The sequence below is a fragment of the Ruegeria sp. D6 genome, assembly GCF_056534365.1.
The window spans coordinates 182,594-201,180 of sequence record NZ_JBQFPH010000002.1; the positions used below are offsets into that span (position 1 = coordinate 182,594).

22 protein-coding genes and 2 tRNA genes are annotated in these 18,587 nt (G+C 57.2%); 13 read left to right on the forward strand and 11 right to left on the reverse strand.

Features of this window, described 5'->3' with window-relative positions; genetic code table 11:
• Positions 1–3: 3 nt before the first annotated feature.
• Positions 4–507 (reverse strand): division/cell wall cluster transcriptional repressor MraZ, encoded by a 504-nt coding sequence (mraZ, locus tag ACR0A1_RS08330; RefSeq protein ID WP_170401403.1) that lies wholly within the window; start codon positions 505–507, stop codon positions 4–6.
• A gap of 900 nt (positions 508–1,407) precedes the next feature.
• On the opposite strand from mraZ, the gene ACR0A1_RS08335 reads away from it, so the two are divergent.
• Positions 1,408–1,632 carry a DUF1127 domain-containing protein gene (locus ACR0A1_RS08335; protein WP_170563787.1) on the forward strand — a complete coding sequence of 75 codons (225 nt, stop codon included), beginning with the start codon at positions 1,408–1,410 and terminating at the stop codon, positions 1,630–1,632.
• A gap of 374 nt (positions 1,633–2,006) precedes the next feature.
• Complete coding sequence (locus tag ACR0A1_RS08340; RefSeq protein ID WP_170401405.1) at positions 2,007–2,297, forward strand: DUF1330 domain-containing protein; 291 nt, start codon at positions 2,007–2,009, stop codon at positions 2,295–2,297.
• 3 nt (positions 2,298–2,300) lie between these two features.
• Here ACR0A1_RS08340 and ACR0A1_RS08345 read toward each other — a convergent pair whose 3' ends face one another.
• Positions 2,301–4,757 (reverse strand): ATP-dependent helicase, encoded by a 2,457-nt coding sequence (locus ACR0A1_RS08345; protein WP_480867050.1) that lies wholly within the window; start codon positions 4,755–4,757, stop codon positions 2,301–2,303.
• 293 nt (positions 4,758–5,050) lie between these two features.
• Between ACR0A1_RS08345 and ACR0A1_RS08350 the strand changes: the two genes are divergently transcribed.
• The gene (locus ACR0A1_RS08350) at positions 5,051–8,488 is read left to right on the forward strand and encodes a pyruvate carboxylase (protein ID WP_480867052.1); all 3,438 of its coding nucleotides are present in this window, start codon (positions 5,051–5,053) and stop codon (positions 8,486–8,488) included.
• Positions 8,489–8,559: 71 nt separating this feature from the next.
• Positions 8,560–8,943 (forward strand): MAPEG family protein, encoded by a 384-nt coding sequence (locus ACR0A1_RS08355; protein ID WP_480867054.1) that lies wholly within the window; start codon positions 8,560–8,562, stop codon positions 8,941–8,943.
• Positions 8,944–8,949: 6 nt separating this feature from the next.
• Here the strand turns inward: ACR0A1_RS08355 and ACR0A1_RS08360 are convergent, their stop codons facing one another.
• The gene (locus ACR0A1_RS08360; RefSeq protein ID WP_480752436.1) at positions 8,950–9,132 is read right to left on the reverse strand and encodes a hypothetical protein; all 183 of its coding nucleotides are present in this window, start codon (positions 9,130–9,132) and stop codon (positions 8,950–8,952) included.
• Between the two features lie 118 nt (positions 9,133–9,250).
• Between ACR0A1_RS08360 and ACR0A1_RS08365 the strand changes: the two genes are divergently transcribed.
• The 3 genes from ACR0A1_RS08365 (at position 9,251) to ACR0A1_RS08375 (ending at position 10,385) form a co-directional block, all read left to right on the forward strand.
• Positions 9,251–9,325 (forward strand) — tRNA-Gly (locus tag ACR0A1_RS08365).
• A 33-nt stretch (positions 9,326–9,358) separates the two neighbouring features.
• A tRNA-Gly gene (locus ACR0A1_RS08370) sits at positions 9,359–9,433 on the forward strand.
• An 85-nt stretch (positions 9,434–9,518) separates the two neighbouring features.
• Positions 9,519–10,385: a GNAT family N-acetyltransferase gene (locus ACR0A1_RS08375; RefSeq protein ID WP_170512318.1), complete on the forward strand. Its 867-nt coding sequence runs from the start codon at positions 9,519–9,521 to the stop codon at positions 10,383–10,385.
• On the opposite strand, the gene ACR0A1_RS08380 is transcribed toward ACR0A1_RS08375, so the two are convergent.
• Complete coding sequence (locus tag ACR0A1_RS08380) at positions 10,382–10,621, reverse strand: Lrp/AsnC family transcriptional regulator (protein ID WP_170325761.1); 240 nt, start codon at positions 10,619–10,621, stop codon at positions 10,382–10,384. The two genes, ACR0A1_RS08375 and ACR0A1_RS08380, sit on opposite strands and share 4 nt — an antisense overlap.
• A 154-nt stretch (positions 10,622–10,775) precedes the next feature.
• Between ACR0A1_RS08380 and hisB the strand changes: the two genes are divergently transcribed.
• Both hisB and hisH read left to right on the forward strand, forming a co-directional pair.
• Positions 10,776–11,363, forward strand: a complete 588-nt coding sequence (gene hisB / locus ACR0A1_RS08385) for an imidazoleglycerol-phosphate dehydratase HisB (RefSeq protein ID WP_170563807.1) — start codon at positions 10,776–10,778, stop codon at positions 11,361–11,363.
• Positions 11,364–12,002, forward strand: coding sequence for an imidazole glycerol phosphate synthase subunit HisH (hisH, locus tag ACR0A1_RS08390; RefSeq protein WP_480867057.1), 639 nt, complete (start codon positions 11,364–11,366; stop codon positions 12,000–12,002).
• A 3-nt stretch (positions 12,003–12,005) separates the two neighbouring features.
• On the opposite strand, the gene ACR0A1_RS08395 is transcribed toward hisH, so the two are convergent.
• Positions 12,006–12,407, reverse strand: a complete 402-nt coding sequence (locus tag ACR0A1_RS08395) for a DUF2147 domain-containing protein (protein ID WP_170563813.1) — start codon at positions 12,405–12,407, stop codon at positions 12,006–12,008.
• 134 nt (positions 12,408–12,541) lie between these two features.
• Between ACR0A1_RS08395 and hisA the strand changes: the two genes are divergently transcribed.
• The gene (gene hisA / locus ACR0A1_RS08400; protein WP_170401433.1) at positions 12,542–13,261 is read left to right on the forward strand and encodes a 1-(5-phosphoribosyl)-5-[(5-phosphoribosylamino)methylideneamino]imidazole-4-carboxamide isomerase; all 720 of its coding nucleotides are present in this window, start codon (positions 12,542–12,544) and stop codon (positions 13,259–13,261) included.
• A 1-nt stretch (position 13,262) separates the two neighbouring features.
• On the opposite strand, the gene ACR0A1_RS08405 is transcribed toward hisA, so the two are convergent.
• Positions 13,263–13,709: a DUF302 domain-containing protein gene (locus tag ACR0A1_RS08405; protein WP_480439179.1), complete on the reverse strand. Its 447-nt coding sequence runs from the start codon at positions 13,707–13,709 to the stop codon at positions 13,263–13,265.
• Between the two features lie 120 nt (positions 13,710–13,829).
• On the opposite strand from ACR0A1_RS08405, the gene hisF reads away from it, so the two are divergent.
• From hisF to ACR0A1_RS08420, 3 genes are all read left to right on the forward strand, one after another.
• Positions 13,830–14,591, forward strand: a complete 762-nt coding sequence (gene hisF, locus ACR0A1_RS08410; protein WP_170563816.1) for an imidazole glycerol phosphate synthase subunit HisF — start codon at positions 13,830–13,832, stop codon at positions 14,589–14,591.
• Positions 14,588–14,905, forward strand: coding sequence for a phosphoribosyl-ATP diphosphatase (locus ACR0A1_RS08415; protein WP_170392083.1), 318 nt, complete (start codon positions 14,588–14,590; stop codon positions 14,903–14,905). The genes hisF and ACR0A1_RS08415 overlap by 4 nt, the downstream gene beginning before the upstream one ends.
• Before the next feature lie 69 nt (positions 14,906–14,974).
• Complete coding sequence (locus ACR0A1_RS08420; RefSeq protein WP_170563819.1) at positions 14,975–15,529, forward strand: hypothetical protein; 555 nt, start codon at positions 14,975–14,977, stop codon at positions 15,527–15,529.
• A gap of 47 nt (positions 15,530–15,576) precedes the next feature.
• Here the strand turns inward: ACR0A1_RS08420 and ACR0A1_RS08425 are convergent, their stop codons facing one another.
• The 5 genes from ACR0A1_RS08425 to rlmB all read right to left on the reverse strand — a co-directional run bounded on the left by ACR0A1_RS08425 (position 15,577) and on the right by rlmB (position 18,484).
• Positions 15,577–15,993 (reverse strand): VOC family protein, encoded by a 417-nt coding sequence (locus ACR0A1_RS08425; protein ID WP_170392087.1) that lies wholly within the window; start codon positions 15,991–15,993, stop codon positions 15,577–15,579.
• A gap of 120 nt (positions 15,994–16,113) precedes the next feature.
• On the reverse strand, positions 16,114–16,584 hold the full coding sequence (locus tag ACR0A1_RS08430) for a CoA-binding protein (RefSeq protein ID WP_480867060.1): 471 nt from the start codon (positions 16,582–16,584) through the stop codon (positions 16,114–16,116).
• A gap of 291 nt (positions 16,585–16,875) precedes the next feature.
• Positions 16,876–17,247: a YHS domain-containing (seleno)protein gene (locus tag ACR0A1_RS08435; RefSeq protein ID WP_255611718.1), complete on the reverse strand. Its 372-nt coding sequence runs from the start codon at positions 17,245–17,247 to the stop codon at positions 16,876–16,878.
• A 175-nt stretch (positions 17,248–17,422) separates the two neighbouring features.
• Positions 17,423–17,698, reverse strand: coding sequence for a hypothetical protein (locus ACR0A1_RS08440; RefSeq protein WP_255612144.1), 276 nt, complete (start codon positions 17,696–17,698; stop codon positions 17,423–17,425).
• A gap of 12 nt (positions 17,699–17,710) precedes the next feature.
• Positions 17,711–18,484, reverse strand: coding sequence for a 23S rRNA (guanosine(2251)-2'-O)-methyltransferase RlmB (rlmB, locus tag ACR0A1_RS08445; protein WP_170392093.1), 774 nt, complete (start codon positions 18,482–18,484; stop codon positions 17,711–17,713).
• Between the last annotated feature and the right edge of the window lie 103 nt (positions 18,485–18,587).

Here is an 18,587-nt window from a genome sequence, read left to right on the forward strand (position 1 = left end):
CCGTCACCCATCCCCGATGCCATCGAGATACTGCATCGGATCGAAGTCATCTGGCAGATCGTCCAGCCATTCCTCGGTGGTGGCCAGTTCTTCGGCCTCGTATGTCTCGGGCTTCCAGATCTGGAAGGTATCACCGGCGGCGATAAAGAACGCCTCGTTTTCAAGGTCGATCTTGTTGCGCAGCTTTGCGGGCAGCACCAAACGACCCGTTTCGTCCACATTGGTCGGGAAGGACTGACCATGGAACATCCGCTGAAGCATCCGACGCTGCATCGAGCCTCGCGGCAGCGCATCGATCTTGGCATCCACCTCGTCGATCGCTTCCATGGTGTAACATTCAAGGTATTTGCGGCGGTGGTCGCCATAGACAATCACGAGTTCAGGATTGTCACCGGGTTGCCAACTGGGGTCCGAGGCCTCAAGCACACGACGAAACGAGGCCGGGATCGAGACCCTGCCCTTCGTATCCACCTTATGCTGGCTTTCGCCTCTAAACCTGCGCGCCAAGACGACTGTCCCTTTCGCTTGCGCCCCACCTCAAAATTCACGTTCCCCCCGGAAGTAAAACGGCGGGTTGATCTGCTGCCACTGATCAACCCGCCGCATTGACCCGCTTTGCGGGATGTCCAGCTGCGCGCGCCACCTGGGGGGATGTCTGCTCGCCCGCGCGCCGGATCTGTTAAGTGATGAAAGCGAGATGCCTGTATGAAACCTGTTTTTGTATTTTTGGTTCGGGGTCGTTTGGCGCCCCTTAACTGTCCTCGCCCTCATCGGGTACACAAGGGATGCCATGGGAATTCATGGAAATCAATAGGAAATTTGCATAGAGAGGCGTGATGCAGGCTTCAGATCAAGACTAATACAATCGAAACTTGGATCAGATATGCCACAAATTGTGCCCCCGATGCTCAACAACACTAAATATGTAAGAATTGACGCCTAGATTATTCCTCCCATGAATTCCCAATAATTTTTAGAATTATGCATTATTTGGCGCAGACACCCATGAATGACAGCCGAAGAGGACGAATCGCGGTCCTTTTACAGGCCATTCCCATAGGCGACCCATGCTTTCCCATAGCACCATCACCCCAGGCGCCGGACCTGCGGCGAGAAGATTTGCCCCCTCCTGAGTTGACACAACATGCCCAAACAAACACCAATTCCGCTCAATAGATAAGCGGTCACCATCACAGGGTCTGGACACACGAAACGTCAACCGCACGTGAAAACCAGTATTTTAAAGGCAATTATTGGGGCGTACCGGATTATCCTGCCAATCCATGCATTTGCTGCATAGCAGCATTGACGACGCGAACTATTGTGCAATCGCAGCATTTGCCTATCTTCAGTCTTAAGCAAACGCCGGACGATGCCGGCAACAGTAAGAATGAACGGATCATGAAGATGGCAGTCGCAAGCACACAAACAGCTCTGAAAGGCACACCGGCAAATGGAATCTCAATGCTGGTTGAGACCGTGAAAACCCGGGTTGCTCGTTATCGCCTGTACCGTCAGACAGTCAACGAATTGTCGGGACTGTCAGATCGGGAATTGGCTGATCTGGGCTTGCACCGCTCGATGATCCGCCGGCTGGCCCAACAGGCCACCGAAGAGCAGATCGCGCGGTAAGCGCAACAAGAACACCGAGATCAGGTCCGTCCTCCTCCCTTTCGGACCTGTATTTCAGCGGCAGCGTCTCTCCTCCTCCCTGACGTTGCCGCACCTAATACCGGCCCTGACCGCCGGAACCTGATACATCGGGGCTCTCCTCCTCCCTGCCTCGATGTTGAAAGCGCGCGGCGACGTCTTCCTCCTCCCTGACGTCGCCGCGTCTTCCTCATACCGGGATCAAACCCGGGTTCGGATACATCGGGGCTTCCTCCTCCCTGCCCTGATGTAGAAAAGAACGGCGGTTCCCCTCCTCCTCCCTGGGAACCGCCGTTTTTCGTTTTTTGCGCACAAGATGTAGGCTGGGGTCGTGAACGATTTGTCAGGAGTCTCCCATGGCCGCTTATTTCATCGCCCAGATTTCCATTCATGACCCGGATGGGTACCAGAAATACCTCGAAGGATTCATGCCGATCTTTGACCGGCATGGCGGAAGGCTTCTAACCGTATCCTCAAAACCCGTTGAAGTGATCGAAGGCAGTTGGGAAGAAGATGGGATCGTCCTGATGGAGTTTCCGGATATGGCTGCCGCAAACGCGTGGAAGGACGATCCGGACTATGTCGAATTGGCCAAGATCCGGCAAAAAACGGCGACGGCGAATCTTGTGCTGGTCGAAGGGTTGTAAGCTTCAGAACGGCACGTCATCCTTGTTGGTCAGAAAGCGCGAGACCACTTTCTTGACCCCTGCCTTGTCGAAATCGACCTCGACTTTGTCACCTTCGATGCCGATCACTGCGCCATAGCCGAATTTCTGGTGAAACACTCGCTCGCCCAGCGTAAAGCTGGCCACGGCTGTCGCATCAATCACAGTATTCCGGCTTTCTTTTGGCTGAGACATGCCATATCGCCCCTGCCGCGCCTGCATCCGCTTCCAGCCCGGAGAGTTATAGACACTCGCCTCGGCTGCGCGGGTTTCGATACCGGCGGTGGTCTGACCACCACCATAGAGACCCGGAGGCGTCAGCACTTCCACATGATCTTCAGGCAGCTCATCGATGAACCGGGACGGTATCATCGATTGCAGTCCTCTGAACTCTCCTGAAAAAATCATACGATTTGTAGCAAAGGATATCGTACAGATCTCTTTGGCACGCGTGATACCAACATACGCGAGACGTCGCTCCTCTTCGAGGCCCTTGATTCCTGACTCGTCCATTGAGCGTTGAGAAGGAAATAGCCCCTCCTCCCATCCCGAAAGAAAAACTGCCGGATATTCCGAGCCTTTGGCTGCATGAAGTGTCATAATCGAGACCTTCGGCTCATCTTTGTCCTGATCGTTATCCATAACTAGACTTACATGCTCGAGAAATCCTTGCAGGTTCTCGAAATCACCCAGGTGATTGACCAACTCTTTCAGATTTTCCAACCGTCCGGCAGCCTCATGATCACGTGGTTTGCGCTGTGGTCTTTGCGCCATCTTCATTTCATCATCGGAAAGAGGCTTTAGGTAGCTTTCTGTGTAGCCACTTTCGTCAAGTATGATCTGAGCAAGCTCAACATGTGATACATCAGGCTCACCATATCGTATCGGTGTGGCACCGTCATCAATCACCGAATCGTCATCAATTTCAATTAGCGAACCGCGAGTCTTGGCATTCCAGCGTTCAAGCCCGTCAAGCAGCTCTCGCAAAGAAATAGCACCTTTGCCCTTGATCAAGCCCCGATCAACCGCGATGCGTGCACTTTCGATTTGTGATTTTCCTTCTTCACGAGCGATGAGCTGAATGGTTTGTTGCGCCTTTGCACCCAAAAAACGCTTTGGAGTGTTAACAATCCGCTCGAAAGCCAGATCATTGTCAGGGCTAACCACGACTCGGAAGTAAGCAATCGCATCTCTGATTTCCAATCTGCGATAAAATGGCACCCCGCCTATAACTCTGTATGGCATTCCGATTTTTAGAAACCGATCCTCAAGCACTTTCATTTGGTGGGTCGCACGAACCATTATTGCCATCTCATCTAGCTCAATGGGCCGCATTCCACGGGTACCGCTTTGCATCGCGTCGATCTCGTCACAAATCCAGCGCGCTTCTTCCTCGGCATCCCAATGACCGATCAGATGAACCTTTTCGCCCTCTTTCTCTGCGGTCCAAAGCTCCTTACCCAGACGTCTTTCATTGCCACGAATGACGTTGGACGCTGCGGCGAGTATATGCGGAGTTGAGCGATAGTTTTGCTCCAGCCGCACCACATGAGCGCCCGGAAAATCTTTTTCAAACCGCAGGATGTTGCCGACCTCAGCTCCACGCCAGCCATAAATCGATTGATCGTCATCGCCGACGCAGCAGATGTTCTTATGTCCTCCGGCCAGCAGGCGCAGCCAGAGATACTGAGCGATGTTGGTATCCTGATACTCGTCCACAAGGATGTAACGGAACCAGCGCTGGTATTGCTCCAGCACGTCCGGGTGGGTTTGGAAAATCGTGACCATGTGCAGCAACAGATCGCCGAAATCTACCGCATTCAGCTCGCGTAGGCGGGTCTGGTATTGGGCATAAAGCTCGATGCCCTTGTGATTATAGGCCCCCGCATCCGCAGCAGGCACCTTGTCGGGCGTCAGCGCTCGGTTTTTCCAGTCATCGATGATCCCGGCCAGCATCCGAGCGGGCCAGCGCTTGTCGTCAATGTTGGCGGTTTGAGTCAGCTGTTTCAGCAGCCGTTTCTGATCGTCAGTGTCCAAAATTGTGAAGTTCGATTTCAGATCGACCAGTTCCGCATGGCGACGCAGCAGCTTGACGCAGATTGCGTGGAAGGTGCCAAGCCACGGCATCCCCTCAGCGGGTCGGCCCAGCATCCGCCCTACCCGCTCTTTCATCTCTCGCGCGGCCTTATTGGTGAAGGTCACCGCCAGAATCTCATTCTCGCGCACCCTATGTGTCCTGAGCAGATGGGTGATCCGAGCGGTCAGAGCTTTTGTTTTGCCCGTGCCCGCACCAGCCAACATCAGCACCGGACCATCCAGCCGCTCAACCGCTTCGCGCTGCGCCGGGTTGAGATCGTTGAGGTACTCAGCCGTAGTCGCAGGCATCGCCCGCGCCGACAGCGATGCGCCTTCGAAGGCGTCCATTTCGTCAAAACTGCTCATGGCTCTAAACTACGTCGGATGGGCGCGGAGGGAAAGGGTTTGTTCACGGCTTGTTCACTCAAATCAAATAGAATCATCCCTCCAAAGGGCGCAGCGAGGATATTCGGAGAAACGGGCATTATTTGCTCTTTCCCACGGGGGATTGATGCCGCAATGCAGCATGTGCAATAAGTTTGCGCAAAAGGGCGGCGTTTGCGAGCGTTAACATGCCGGTTCTACCCAGAACTACATATGTACGAGGCCGTATTGTCCGCCTATGCACAAGGCCACAGCCATTAAGACCGGGACCTGAAATGACAGACTTCAAGAAAATCCTGATTGCCAATCGCGGCGAGATTGCCATCCGTGTAATGCGGGCAGCCAACGAGATGGGCAAGCGCACCGTCGCGGTCTTTGCCGAGGAGGACAAGTTGGGCCTGCACCGGTTCAAGGCGGATGAGGCCTATCGCATTGGCGCAGATCTGGGACCGGTTGCGGCGTATCTGTCGATTGACGAGATCATCCGGGTGGCCAAAGAAAGCGGCGCAGATGCGATCCACCCCGGTTACGGTTTGCTGTCCGAAAACCCGGATTTCGTGGATGCCTGTGTTCAGAACGGCATCACCTTCATCGGACCAAAGGCCGAGACCATGCGCGCGCTTGGCGACAAGGCTAGCGCTCGGAAAGTGGCGATTGCCGCCGACGTTCCGGTTATCCCGGCGACCGAGGTGTTGGGCGACGACATGGTAGCCATCAAGGCCGAGGCAGCCGAGATCGGCTATCCGCTGATGCTGAAAGCGTCTTGGGGCGGTGGCGGACGCGGGATGCGCCCGATCCTGTCCGAGGATGAGCTGGAAGAGAAAGTGCTGGAAGGCCGCCGCGAAGCCGAGGCCGCCTTTGGCAACGGTGAGGGCTATCTGGAAAAGATGATCACCCGTGCCCGCCATGTTGAGGTGCAGATTCTCGGCGATAAGCACGGTGAGATATACCACCTCTATGAACGCGATTGTTCGGTCCAGCGCCGCAACCAGAAGGTCGTGGAACGCGCGCCTGCCCCGTACCTGACTGAAGAACAGCGCGCCGAAATCTGCGAGCTGGGCCGCCGTATCTGCGCCCATGTGAACTATGAATGCGCGGGCACCGTCGAGTTCCTGATGGATATGAACACCGGCAAGTTCTACTTCATCGAAGTGAACCCGCGCGTGCAGGTGGAACACACCGTAACCGAGGAAGTCACCGGCATCGACATCGTGCAGGCTCAGATCCTGATCGCCGAGGGCAAGACCCTGACCGAGGCCACCGGCAAGGCCACGCAGTCCGACATTCGCCTGAACGGCCACGCGCTGCAGACCCGCGTGACCACCGAGGACCCGCTAAACAACTTCATCCCCGACTATGGCCGCATCACCGCCTATCGCTCGGCCACCGGCATGGGCATTCGCCTGGATGGCGGCACCGCTTATGCAGGCGGGGTGATCACGCGGTATTACGATTCGCTGCTGACCAAGGTGACCGCTTGGGCCCCAACGCCAGAAAAGGCGATTGCGCGGATGGACCGTGCGCTGCGGGAATTCCGTGTGCGCGGTGTTTCCACCAACATCGCATTTGTCGAAAACCTGCTAAAGCACCCGACTTTCCTGTCGAATGAATACACCACCAAATTCATCGATGAGACACCGGACCTGTTCCAGTTCAAGAAGCGCCGCGACCGGGGCACCAAGGTTCTGAACTATATCGCCGACATCACTGTGAACGGGCATCCCGAAACCAAGGATCGCCCGATGCCGCGCCTCGACCTGAAAGAGGCCAGGCCCCCCGCGCCCAAGGCCGAACCGCAGATGGGCACCCGCAACCTGCTGGAGCAAAAAGGCCCGCAGGCGGTTGCTGACTGGATGAAGGCGCAGCGTCAGCTGCTGATCACCGACACCACCATGCGCGACGGGCACCAATCGCTGCTGGCAACCCGGATGCGCTCGATCGATATGATCAAAGTAGCACCCAGCTATGCTGCGAACTTGCCGCAGCTATTCAGCGTCGAATGCTGGGGCGGTGCTACCTTCGATGTCGCCTATCGCTTCCTGCAGGAATGCCCTTGGCAGCGCCTGCGTGATCTGCGTGAGGCGATGCCGAACCTGATGACCCAGATGCTGCTGCGCGGGGCGAACGGGGTTGGCTATACCAACTATCCCGATAACGTGGTGCAGGAGTTTGTGCGTCAGGCGGCCAAGGGTGTCGACGTGTTCCGCGTGTTCGATTCGCTGAACTGGGTCGAGAACATGCGCGTCGCCATGGACGCGGTGATCGAAAACAACAAGATCTGTGAAGGCACCGTTTGCTATACCGGCGATATTCTGGACCCGGACCGCGCCAAGTATGACCTCAAATACTATGTCGGCATGGCCAAGGAACTGCGTGACGCGGGCGCACATGTGCTGGGCCTGAAGGATATGGCGGGGCTTCTGAAACCGGCCTCCGCCAAGATCCTGATCCGGGCACTGAAGGAAGAGGTCGGGCTGCCGATCCACTTCCACACCCATGACACCGCAGGCATTGCAAGCGCCACCATTCTGGCCGCCTCCGAGGCCGGCGTGGACGCGGTGGATTGCGCGATGGACAGTTTCAGCGGCAACACCTCTCAGGCAACGCTCGGCACCGTGGTCGAGGCGTTGCGCCATACCGAGCGAGACACCGGGCTGGACATCAAAGCCATCCGCGAGATCAGCGACTATTTCGAAGCGGTGCGTGGCCAATACGCAGCCTTCGAGTCCAGCCTGCAGGCCCCGGCCTCCGAGGTGTATCTGCACGAAATGCCTGGTGGTCAGTTTACCAACCTCAAGGCACAGGCGCGTTCGCTTGGGCTGGAAGAGCGCTGGCATGAGGTTGCTCAGATGTATGCGGACGTGAACCAGATGTTCGGCGATATCGTCAAGGTGACGCCGTCGTCCAAGGTGGTCGGTGACATGGCGCTGATGATGGTCAGCCAGAACATGACACGTGCGCAGGTCGAAGACCCGAACACTGATGTCGCCTTCCCCGACTCGGTGGTGGATATGATGCGCGGCAATCTGGGTCAGCCTCCGGGCGGGTTCCCCGATACAATCATCCAGAAGGTCCTGAAGGACGAGGCCCCCAACACCGAACGCCCCGGCAAGCATGTCGAAGCGGTCGATCTCGAGGCCACCCGCGCCGATTTGTCCAAACAGCTTGAGGGCAAAGAGATCGATGACGAGGACCTGAACGGATATCTGATGTATCCCAAGGTGTTCCTCGACTATATGGGCCGTCACCGCACTTATGGCCCGGTCCGTACCCTCCCCACGCGTACCTTCTTTTACGGCATGGAGCCGGGCGAGGAGATCACCGCCGAGATCGATCCCGGCAAGACGCTGGAGATTCGCTGTCAGGCCATCGGCGAGACGGACGAGAATGGCGAGGTTCGCGTGTTCTTCGAACTCAACGGTCAGCCCCGCGTGATCCGCGTGCCGAACCGTTTGGTGAAAGCATCAACCGCTCAGCGGCCAAAGGCCGAAGTTGGTAACCCCAACCATATCGGCGCGCCAATGCCGGGTGTCGTTGCAACTGTTGCCGCTGTCACAGGTCAAGAAGTCAAAGAAGGCGATCTGCTGCTGACCATCGAAGCGATGAAGATGGAAACAGGTATCCACGCCGAGCGCGACGCGGTGGTCAAGGCCGTTCACGTCCAGCCCGGAGGTCAAATCGACGCCAAGGATCTGCTGGTCGAACTGGAATAACCGGTTTAGCCTTCTAAGCTAATAAGGGCCGTTCGGGGAACCGGGCGGCCCTTTCAACATCAGGAGGCCGCATGCTGACCATCACCCCGATCTACGCCGCGTTGATCGCATTTCTGTACGTCGCACTCAGCGTGAATGTCATTCGGCAACGCCGGGTGGGCAAAATATCGGTCGGGGATCATGGCGACAAGGCCATGATCAAGGCAATGCGAACGCATGCGAACTGCGCCGAATACGCTCCCTTTGCTTTGCTGCTTATCGCCATGGTCGAACTGCAAGATGCTGGCGACTGGCTTGTGAACCTGCTGGGGATGTTACTTTTGGCGGGCAGGCTTCTGCACGCTTATGGTTTTGGCAAGACCCCACAGATCATCATCCTGCGCCAGATCGGAATGGGTCTGACCTTTACGGCCATATTGCTGGCGGCCATGGCGAATCTTGTTCTGGCTGTATGAGAACGTTTAGCCCGTCAAAACCTGTGTCTCGATCAAAGGAGCATGCGGGAGGCTAGGCTGCGCCTCTGCCAGTGTTTGATCGCTCTGACTGTAGATCACGGTGGTAAGAACAATCAGCGCCGCCAATGCCGCCATTTTAATGTCTGCAATATCTTTCATTTCCTCTGCCCAATCCCTTATTTCGTTCATTGCTATATCTCTTGAACACCGCAGCCCCGAATTTCCGTCGAAAGATTTTTGCCGTTTTTTGTGTTTTTCCGCTTGCAGCCTCGTGTGGGAATTTATACATCCCTCCTCACTCAACGGCGCGGGCGTAGCTCAGGGGTAGAGCATAACCTTGCCAAGGTTAGGGTCGGGCGTTCGAATCGCCTCGCCCGCTCCATTGAGAGGTCTACGGACCATATAAGTATCTGATGCGGGCGTAGCTCAGGGGTAGAGCATAACCTTGCCAAGGTTAGGGTCGGGCGTTCGAATCGCCTCGCCCGCTCCAGATACCAAACTCTCCGAACATGCTGGTTCTTTCGCGATTGCTGCGGCATCTTTGCTGCACATGAAATTACGACGGAGATGCGGATATGCCCGATTACGTCATTCGCGCCTTAACAGCAGACGAACTTCAAACCGCTGTAGATTGGGCGGGACAGGAAGGCTGGAACCCCGGGCTGCACGACGCGGTCTGTTTTCGCAGTTCGGACCCCGAAGGATTCAAGGGCGGTTTCCTGGACGGCCAGATGATCGCGTCCGCATCCGCCGTGAACTACGATGATGCCTACGCATTTCTTGGCTTCTACATCGTGCGTCCCGAGTTTCGCGGCTCGGGATACGGATTGCAGGTCGCCGAAGCGGTCAAGGCACATTGCCAGGATCGTAACATGGGCATGGATGGTGTGGTCGAACAGCAGGACAACTATCGGAAATTCGGTTTTGAACTGGCGTATGACAATTATCGATTCGCGGGCACCGTCGGCGGCATCCTGGATGCCCTGGGTCGCGTGGAGGACACTCGGGTTCGTCCAATCAACGCACTAACCGATGATCTAAAGTCGTATGACCGAGGCCTGTTCCCCGCCGCGCGCGACACGTTCTTGCGCGGCTGGTTGGAGGCACCCAGCCACGTTTCGCGGGTGTTTGAGGAAAATGGGCGGATCAAAGGCTATGCAACGTTGCGGCGCTGCCTGAGCGGGTACAAGGTCGGGCCTCTGTTTGCCAACAATCCACAAATCGCGCAGGCGCTTTTGGTTTCCCTTCTGACGACGCTACCCGCCGATCAGGCAAAGGCCGAGGTATTCATCGACAAGCCTAATCCAAACGCACAAGCCATGGAATTGGCCAAACAGTTGGGGCTGACCAAGGTATTTGAAACGGGGCGCATGTATTCCAGTCACGCGCCAGACATCGACCTTGACCGGATATATGGCATCACGACGTTTGAACTGGGCTAGAACGCCTTGAACGTCATCGTGGTCAGCGAGCGTTCGATATTGGGAATCACCAGCAGGTTTTCGTTGATGAAATGGCCCACATCCTCGGTTTCGGGGATGTAGAGCTTCAGCAGCAGGTCGTATTCGCCGCTTGTGGAATACAGTTCGGAATGGATTTCACGCAGCGCGATCTCTTCGGCGACTTTGTAGGTGGTACCGGGTTTGCAACGGATCTGGATGAAAACGCAGGTGGACATGGGCCGGGCCTTGTTGGTTCGTGTTGCCCGCAGGCTGGCACGGGCCGCGTCCGGGTGCAATCCCCTGCAACAGTTTGCAACGAAGGCTTAAAGCGGTCTGGATAGGTCGCCCATCCGGGTCTATAAGCGCGCCTGTAGCAAAAGGAATTCGCCCATGCGCAGCGCTAAGATCAGCCGTCAGACCGCCGAAACCGAGATTTCGGTCGAGGTCAATCTGGACGGCACCGGCCAGTATGACAACCAGACCGGCGTCGGGTTCTTTGACCACATGCTGGATCAATTGGCGCGGCATTCGCTGATCAACATGACGATCCGTGCCAAGGGTGATTACCACATCGACGACCACCACACGGTCGAAGACACCGGGATTGCGCTGGGTCAGGCACTGACGCAGGCGCTAGGGGATAAGAAAGGTATTCGTCGGTACGGAGAATGCCACCTGCCGATGGATGACGCACAGGTGCGTTGTGCGCTGGATCTCTCGAGCCGTCCGTTCTTGATCTGGAACGTGGATCTACCGACGCAAAAGATTGGCACATTCGACACCGAACTGGTGCGCGAGTTCTTTCAGGCGCTCAGCACCCATGGCGGGATCACCCTGCATATCGATCAGTTGCATGGTTTCAACAGCCACCACATTGCCGAGGCCGCCTTCAAGGCCGTTGCCCGTGCTTTGCGTGATGCGGTCGAGACCGATCCGCGCAAGGCAGATGCGATTCCCTCGACTAAGGGCGCGCTGTAGATGCTGACAGCCATCATTGACTACGAGAGCGGTAACCTGCACTCGGCGGAGAAGGCGTTTCAACGGATGGCCCGCGAACTGGATGCGGGCGAGGTCGTCGTGACATCGGATACAGATGTTGTCGCGCGGGCTGATCGATTGGTTCTGCCCGGTGATGGCGCTTTCCCGGCATGCGCCGCCGAGTTGCGCGGCCACAAAGGCATCTATGACGCTATGGTAGAAGCCGTTGAGCAGAAAGGCCGCCCGTTTTTGGGCATCTGCGTCGGAATGCAGCTGATGGCGACCAAGGGCCATGAATACTCCGCGACCGATGGTCTGGGCTGGGTCGCAGGTGATGTTGTGAAGATCGAGCCCTCGGACAGCGCGCTCAAGGTGCCACATATGGGCTGGAACGATCTGATTCTGGAAAGCGACCATCCGGTCTTTGACGGGATAAAATCAGGCGATCACGCCTATTTTGTGCACTCCTACCACTTCCGGGTGATAGATCCGGCGCAACGGTTGGCCTATGTGGACTACGGGCAAGAGGTCACGGCCGTGATTGGCCGCGACACGATGGTTGGGATGCAGTTCCACCCTGAGAAAAGCCAGGACGTCGGCCTGCGTATGATCGGCAATTTCCTAACCTGGAAGCCCTGAGGTTTACTGCACCCGCGTCCAGACCTGCCCCCGGCAGACCAGACCACCCACGGCACACCCCTTGACGGTCAGCTTGTTCTGGCTGTCCAGCGTCATTTTCGAGCTATAGGTTTTGTCGCGATCCGGGGCCCAGATTTTGCCGTCGTCATAGCTGCCGTTGCCCTCGGGGATCATGTCCCAGATGATCTGCTTGCCAAGGTTTTCGTACTCCAGCTGTTGGTTACCTTGGGCATCAAATGCGCTGTCGATAGTGCCGCAGATGGCGCTGCCACATTCCGAAATCGACACATGCAAATAGCCGCCCGTGTCACCCGGAGCGGTCTTCCACAGCCCGTCTACCGGATCGGCTGCAAAGGCGGTGGTGGCCATCGCAGCGAAGACCGCTGCAAGAGAATATGTCTTCATGGTTATCTCCCTGTCTTTCCGGTCAGTCTGACCTGCCGTTCGGCACCGGGCAAGAATGACTTAGCGTCGCGTTGCGCCCCTGCCCTGCCTGTGCGATATCCCGCGCGTGTAACAGTGATATAGGGCCGCCCGACATGATCCTCTACCCCGCCATCGATCTGAAAGACGGCAACGCCGTGCGCCTGCTGCGTGGTGAAATGGATAAGGCGACGGTCTTTAACGAAGACCCTGCTGCGCAGGCCCGCGCCTTTGTCGAGGCTGGTTGCGAGTGGCTGCATCTGGTTGATCTGAACGGTGCTTTTGCCGGGGAGCCTGTTAATGCGGCACCCGTTGAGGCAATTCTGAAAGCCTGTGACGTGCCCGCTCAGTTGGGTGGTGGTATCCGGGACATGGCCACAATCGAGACCTGGATCGAAAAAGGTCTGGCACGGGTGATTCTGGGCACCGTCGCAGTCGAAAACCCTGATCTGGTGCGCGAAGCTGCCAAAGCCTTCCCGGGCAAGGTAGCCGTCGGTATAGATGCACGAAACGGCATGGTTGCCACCAAGGGCTGGGCCGAAGAGACCGACGTACAGGTCACCGATCTGGCGCACAGTTTCGAGGACGCTGGCGTGGCAGCGATCATCTATACAGACATCAACCGCGACGGTGCGATGCAGGGTCCGAATATCGAAGCCACGGCGGCGCTCGCTCAGGCGGTTTCGATTCCGGTGATTGCCTCGGGCGGCGTCAGCTCACTGGACGACCTGATCGCCCTGCGCGATTGTGGCGTCGAGTTGAACGGCGCGATCTCTGGCCGCGCGCTATATGATGGCGCGATTGACCTAAAAGAGGCCATTCGCGCCCTGAACTGAGTTATTGAGCAGCGGCGGCCGTCAGTTTCGCCAAAGCGCCGCGCATCTTTTCGATGACGGGGGATTTCTCGACTTCGTCGAGCTCGTCCATCGTCTCTTTCGGATCTTCATAAGCCAGCCAGACCTGTCCGTTTGCGTCTTCGTAGGCCTGCACCTTCAGCGGCAAGAACAGCCCCGCGCGCGGGTCGATCTGCATGGCGGGAGTGCCCAGAGCCGGGTTGCCGAAAATCAGCACCTGATTGGCCGGGATCGGCGTTCCGACCTTTTCCGCCCCCGCCGCGTGATCCACGCGGGCAAACACGGTAGCGCCCGCATTGCCCACGGCGGCTTCCAGCGCGTCCAGCGCCTCGGCCACGGATTTGTTGGTTTCCACTTTGATGATGTCGTCAGCCATGGCGGACAGGGCGCCTCCGAATGTGAGAATTGAAGCCAAAAGAAGTTGTCGCATCTGCGTAATCCTTTTCATAAATTTCACCCCTAATTTCCATGGCTTCGCGACAGATCACAATCACAAGTCTGGCATCGGCGGGGCTTTGCCGGTACAGGTGCCCCGAGCAAAGGAAAGCCCATGCTGAAAACCCGCATCATTCCCTGTTTGGATGTCGCCGATGGCCGTGTGGTCAAAGGTGTGAATTTCGTTGGCCTGCGCGATGCTGGTGACCCCGTGGAATCGGCCAAGGCATACGACGCCGCCGGAGCGGATGAGATCTGCTTTCTGGACATCCATGCGACGCATGAGAACCGCGGCACGATGTTCGATGTGGTCCAACGCACGGCAGAGCAGTGCTTTGTGCCTCTGACTGTAGGTGGTGGCGTGCGCACCAAAGATGACGTGCGGGCCCTGTTGCTGGCGGGGGCTGATAAGGTCAGCTTTAACTCGGCCGCCGTCGCGAATCCGGACGTCATCGCCGAAGCAGCGGATCAGTTCGGCAGCCAATGCATTGTCTGTGCCATTGACGCCAAGACGGTCAGCCCCGGCAAGTGGGAGATTTTCACCCATGGCGGACGCAAACCAACAGGCATCGACGCCGTTGAATTTGCCAAAACCGTCGTCGCCAAGGGCGCGGGGGAAATCCTGCTGACCTCGATGGATCGCGATGGCACCAAGGCCGGGTTCAACCTGCCCCTGACCCGAGCGATCAGTGACGCGGTGGAAGTGCCGGTCATCGCCAGCGGGGGCGTGGGCAATCTGGACCATCTTGTCGAAGGTGTGACCAAAGGTGGGGCCAGCGCGGTGCTTGCCGCCTCGATCTTCCATTTCGGCGAATACAGCATCCACGAGGCCAAAGAGCATATGGCCGCCGCTGGCATTCCGATGAGGCTGACATGAGTATTTTGCACGATCTGGCGGCTACGATTGAGGCCCGTAAAGGGGCAGATCCAGACAGCAGCTGGACCGCCAAGCTGTTGGCCAAAGGTCCCGAGAAATGTGCCGAGAAATTCGGCGAAGAAGCCATTGAAGCAATCATCGAAGCCGCCAAAGGGGACAGGGGAAAACTGACCTCCGAGGCGGCTGATGTGCTTTATCACCTGCTAGTGATGCTGGCTGCGCGCGATGTTGCGCTGGATGATGTGCTGGGCGAACTGGCCCGTCGACAGGGCACCAGCGGCATCACGGAAAAGGCATCCCGACCAAAAGACTAAGCGGGTTTCGTGCGATGACCCGGCCCGCTATACTTCGGCTTCGGGTGCATTGAGGCAAAGGACGCGCAGATGATCAGAGCTTTGGTGTTCGCGGCAGCGCTTGCCACCCTCGCCGCCTGTGCCACCCCTCCCCCGTCTTCCGGAGATGAGGTCCAGCGGCTGGCGGCTGAAATCCAAAGCCTCGGCCCCGATATCGACCCGGAAGAGGCCACCCGCGCCGCCCGCATCGCCTATGCCTATACTGCGCAACTGGCGCAGGAATACGAGATCACCGACCCTCCGCTTATCCATAACGCCAAGGTCAACAAGGGTCTGCGTCCGCGTGGTCTGTGCTGGCACTGGGCTGAAGATATTGAGCGGCGACTGGATCAGGAGCAGTTCCGCACTCTGGAAATGCACCGCGCCATCGCCAACGCGGATAACCCGTTCCGCATCGACCACAGCACTGCCATTATCAGCCGCAAGGGAGAGAGCATGTACGAAGGCGTCGTCTTGGATCCCTGGCGCTATGGCGGAGTGCTATTCTGGTCGCCCCTGGTTGAGGACACCCGTTACGAGTGGGTTCCACGCGAAGTGGTTCTGGAAAAGCGGCGACAGGAACAAGCATCCAGCCTGTTAGACTGAGCTTCTGCGGGCAGCGATCGAAGCGCCACAGCGACCCGACGAAAGCGTTACCCGTCGCGCCCAGGCTCGTTTGGATTGCTGGAAAACAGCGCGATTTTGTTGCCCTGAGGATCGCGCAGATAGCCGACATAGAAATTCGGACCATACGAGGCGCGAAAGCCCGGCTGGCCTTCGTCAGACCCGCCTGCGGCAAGCGCAGCGGCGTGAAGGTCGCGAACCTGCTGTTGGGTGCGCGCCTCAAACGCCACCATGGACCCGTTGCCAGCCGAAGCCGCGCCTCCATCAAAGGGTGATTTTACATAGAACTCGGGCTGAACCGGGGATTGCCCCGGCGGCACTGGCAGCGCATAGCTCAAGTCTCCGTGATACCGCTCCAACGCATAACCAAGGGCGGGCAGGAACGCCGAATAAAACCGCTCGGCACGCGTGATATCGTCAACACCAACAGTCACATAAGCAATCATTCCGCATGGTCCTGTCTTATTGGTTTGCTGAATGGGTATAGGTCAATTGGACCTCCCCCTCAACAAATGCACCATTTCTGTTCAATTCAGGCCGGGACGTAGACACAAACGTCAGGGCCGTCACAGCTTGGACGAAATCACTCCAGTCGCAAACCCACCCATACGCAGTTCGCCAAACAAGCGCTGATATTCGATCTTGGGGCAGCGGTTCATGACTACGTCGATATTGCGGGCCTGCGCTTTAGCAGCGGCCTCGGCATGTTCAACTCCGATCTGCATCCAGATGGTGCGCAAGTCGGGAAACGCATCCAGCGCCTCGTCGACAATGGGTGGCACGGCCTCGGAGCGGCGAAAGATGTCAACCATATCGACGGGCTCGGGAATATCGGACAGCGAAGCCTGCACCGTCTGGCCAAACAGCATCTTGCCTGCATGGCCCGGATTGACCGGAATCACCCGATATCCCTTGAGCGACAGATACCGCGCCACGTAATAGCTGGGCCGCACCGGGTTCATTGAAACCCCAACCACCGCAACCACTTTGGTGCGCCTAAGGATTTGGGTCAGAACATCGTCGGAGTAGTCATTCATGAGCACACCATAAGCAAGCGCATGCAAAGAAAAAAGCGCCCAGGAAACTCCTGAGCGCCAGTTGTTGGAACGAGGGACAGTGAAATGACCCGCGGCAGTTCCATTCCGCGGTCACTGTGACATTTAAGCATGAGTTTTCTAAAAAAAAGAGGTCGCGCGCATTTTTGTGATGACACATCACAAAAGGCGGAATGCCGCCGAATGAAACCGTGCGCATTTCCTTCGGCGATCATGGTCAGAACGGCTCGTTACATAAGCCGCGCGCCGATCTTAAGCCAAGAGCAATAGGCTTTATTGGTAAAGAACCGCAGGCCAATGCCCCTCGGCCTCGCGGATGTAATTGGTGACATCGCGTTCCCAGATACGTTCGATCGCTTCCGAGTGGGTCAGATATAACCGCCCATCCACAATCTGCCATGCCATGGGATCGGTACTGCTTAGCAGACCTTTCGCCATCGCATAGGCGCAGTAACCACCAAACTGCGGGGCATAGGCGCGCGGATTGCGTTCAAATCGATCGCGATTTTCCTCTGACGCAAACCGCCAGATCGCACCCTTCCACATCAGCGCTATGTCGGGCTGACCCAACTCTGGTGCTCCAGCCTTGAAATAAGAAACCGCATCATAGCCTGAGACCGCCATCCCATCGTCCACGTAGAACATGGGCATTTCCTGCGCACCGACGACAGAGGCAAACGGGGTACAAGAGAGACTGATCAAGAAGGAACGTCGAGACAACATAGGTGATTCACTGGATTGCGGTTAGAGGGCTTCAAGATGCATATTTCAAACCGTATCTGAAACCCCCATGACGCCGATGTGAACGGGCGTGCGGTTGTTAATCGAAAACGTCTTCGATCACGTCCCAGGCTTCGTCCAACACCTTTGAGAACAGGCCCCGCTTTTTCTTCTTTTTGTATTTTTTGTGCTTCTGTGCCGGCTGGTAACTTTTGATCGGCCGATCTGCCAGTTTGGCTTTTGGCACCATCTTGAGATTATGCAGGGGTGCGCCGCAGCTTGCGCAACTCAGCTCGTGCTGTTGCTTTCCCCGAAGAACCAATGCGGCACGGGTACCGCAATAGCAGCAGGTGGCAATTTTATGTGGAGTGGATATGGGGGCCTCCTGTCATCTGGGTTTGGATGCATATAGTGCGATAGCCGCGGCATTTGAGACGTTTAGAGAACCAAATCCCCCCGCCGCGTCAATTTTTACCAATTGATCGACGGTTTCTTTGGTTTTCTGCCGCAACCCGGGCCCCTCGGCCCCCAGCACCAGCGCCACCGGGCGATCACGCTTGTCGCCCAGCGTGGCTTCTATCGTCTGCTCGGCCTCACCATCCAGACCCAGGACTAAATACCCCATGTTCTGCAGCTCGATGATCGTATCGGCCAAATTGCGCACGCGTAGATAGGGTTGTCGTTCCAACGCGCCGCTGGCAGTTTTTGCCAAAGCGCCGGTCTCGGGCGCTGAATGGTGGCGGGTGCCAATGACGGCGCTGGCGCCCAGCACTTCTGCCGAGCGTAGAATCGCCCCGACGTTATGTGGGTCTGTCACCCGGTCCAGCAGAAGCACACGTGGGTTTTCCTGCCCGATACAATTTTCGGCAAGCCCACCCCATTCCAGCGGCTTGACCTCAAGTGCCGCGCCCTGATGAACCGATCCCGGATCAATCGGTGCGGTAAATTTACGCGGATCAACCATCTCGGGTACAATCTCCGCAAATTCAATAGCTTCCAGCAGTTTGTCGCGGGCATTGCGCGTCACAATCAGGCGCAGCTTCTGCCGTTTCGGGTTCATCAGCGCGTCGCGTACGGCGTGTAAACCGAACAGCCAGACGGTTTCTGCCGCAGCCGCTTTGCGCGCCTGTTCCTTCTCAACGACCCACTTTGGTTTCTTCATGATACGGGCCTCCGGGCCGGGAATTCGGTTTCCTGCGTCAAAGCGGTATTTTCCTGTTGACGCCCTTTAGACGCGCTAGTAATCACGCCTCCACGTCAGGTGC

Coding starts and splice junctions, on each gene's coding strand:
- ACR0A1_RS08335 (WP_170563787.1), top strand. CDS start 1,408: ATGGCAGTCGCAAGCACACAAACAGCTCTGAAAGGCACACCGGCAAAT.
- ACR0A1_RS08340 (WP_170401405.1), top strand. CDS start 2,007: ATGGCCGCTTATTTCATCGCCCAGATTTCCATTCATGACCCGGATGGG.
- ACR0A1_RS08345 (WP_480867050.1), bottom strand. CDS start 4,757: ATGAGCAGTTTTGACGAAATGGACGCCTTCGAAGGCGCATCGCTGTCG.
- ACR0A1_RS08350 (WP_480867052.1), top strand. CDS start 5,051: ATGACAGACTTCAAGAAAATCCTGATTGCCAATCGCGGCGAGATTGCC.
- ACR0A1_RS08355 (WP_480867054.1), top strand. CDS start 8,560: ATGCTGACCATCACCCCGATCTACGCCGCGTTGATCGCATTTCTGTAC.
- ACR0A1_RS08360 (WP_480752436.1), bottom strand. CDS start 9,132: ATGAACGAAATAAGGGATTGGGCAGAGGAAATGAAAGATATTGCAGAC.
- ACR0A1_RS08375 (WP_170512318.1), top strand. CDS start 9,519: ATGCCCGATTACGTCATTCGCGCCTTAACAGCAGACGAACTTCAAACC.
- ACR0A1_RS08380 (WP_170325761.1), bottom strand. CDS start 10,621: ATGTCCACCTGCGTTTTCATCCAGATCCGTTGCAAACCCGGTACCACC.
- hisB (WP_170563807.1), top strand. CDS start 10,776: ATGCGCAGCGCTAAGATCAGCCGTCAGACCGCCGAAACCGAGATTTCG.
- hisH (WP_480867057.1), top strand. CDS start 11,364: ATGCTGACAGCCATCATTGACTACGAGAGCGGTAACCTGCACTCGGCG.
- ACR0A1_RS08395 (WP_170563813.1), bottom strand. CDS start 12,407: ATGAAGACATATTCTCTTGCAGCGGTCTTCGCTGCGATGGCCACCACC.
- hisA (WP_170401433.1), top strand. CDS start 12,542: ATGATCCTCTACCCCGCCATCGATCTGAAAGACGGCAACGCCGTGCGC.
- ACR0A1_RS08405 (WP_480439179.1), bottom strand. CDS start 13,709: ATGCGACAACTTCTTTTGGCTTCAATTCTCACATTCGGAGGCGCCCTG.
- hisF (WP_170563816.1), top strand. CDS start 13,830: ATGCTGAAAACCCGCATCATTCCCTGTTTGGATGTCGCCGATGGCCGT.
- ACR0A1_RS08415 (WP_170392083.1), top strand. CDS start 14,588: ATGAGTATTTTGCACGATCTGGCGGCTACGATTGAGGCCCGTAAAGGG.
- ACR0A1_RS08420 (WP_170563819.1), top strand. CDS start 14,975: ATGATCAGAGCTTTGGTGTTCGCGGCAGCGCTTGCCACCCTCGCCGCC.
- ACR0A1_RS08425 (WP_170392087.1), bottom strand. CDS start 15,993: ATGATTGCTTATGTGACTGTTGGTGTTGACGATATCACGCGTGCCGAG.
- ACR0A1_RS08430 (WP_480867060.1), bottom strand. CDS start 16,584: ATGAATGACTACTCCGACGATGTTCTGACCCAAATCCTTAGGCGCACC.
- ACR0A1_RS08435 (WP_255611718.1), bottom strand. CDS start 17,247: ATGTTCTACGTGGACGATGGGATGGCGGTCTCAGGCTATGATGCGGTT.
- rlmB (WP_170392093.1), bottom strand. CDS start 18,484: ATGAAGAAACCAAAGTGGGTCGTTGAGAAGGAACAGGCGCGCAAAGCG.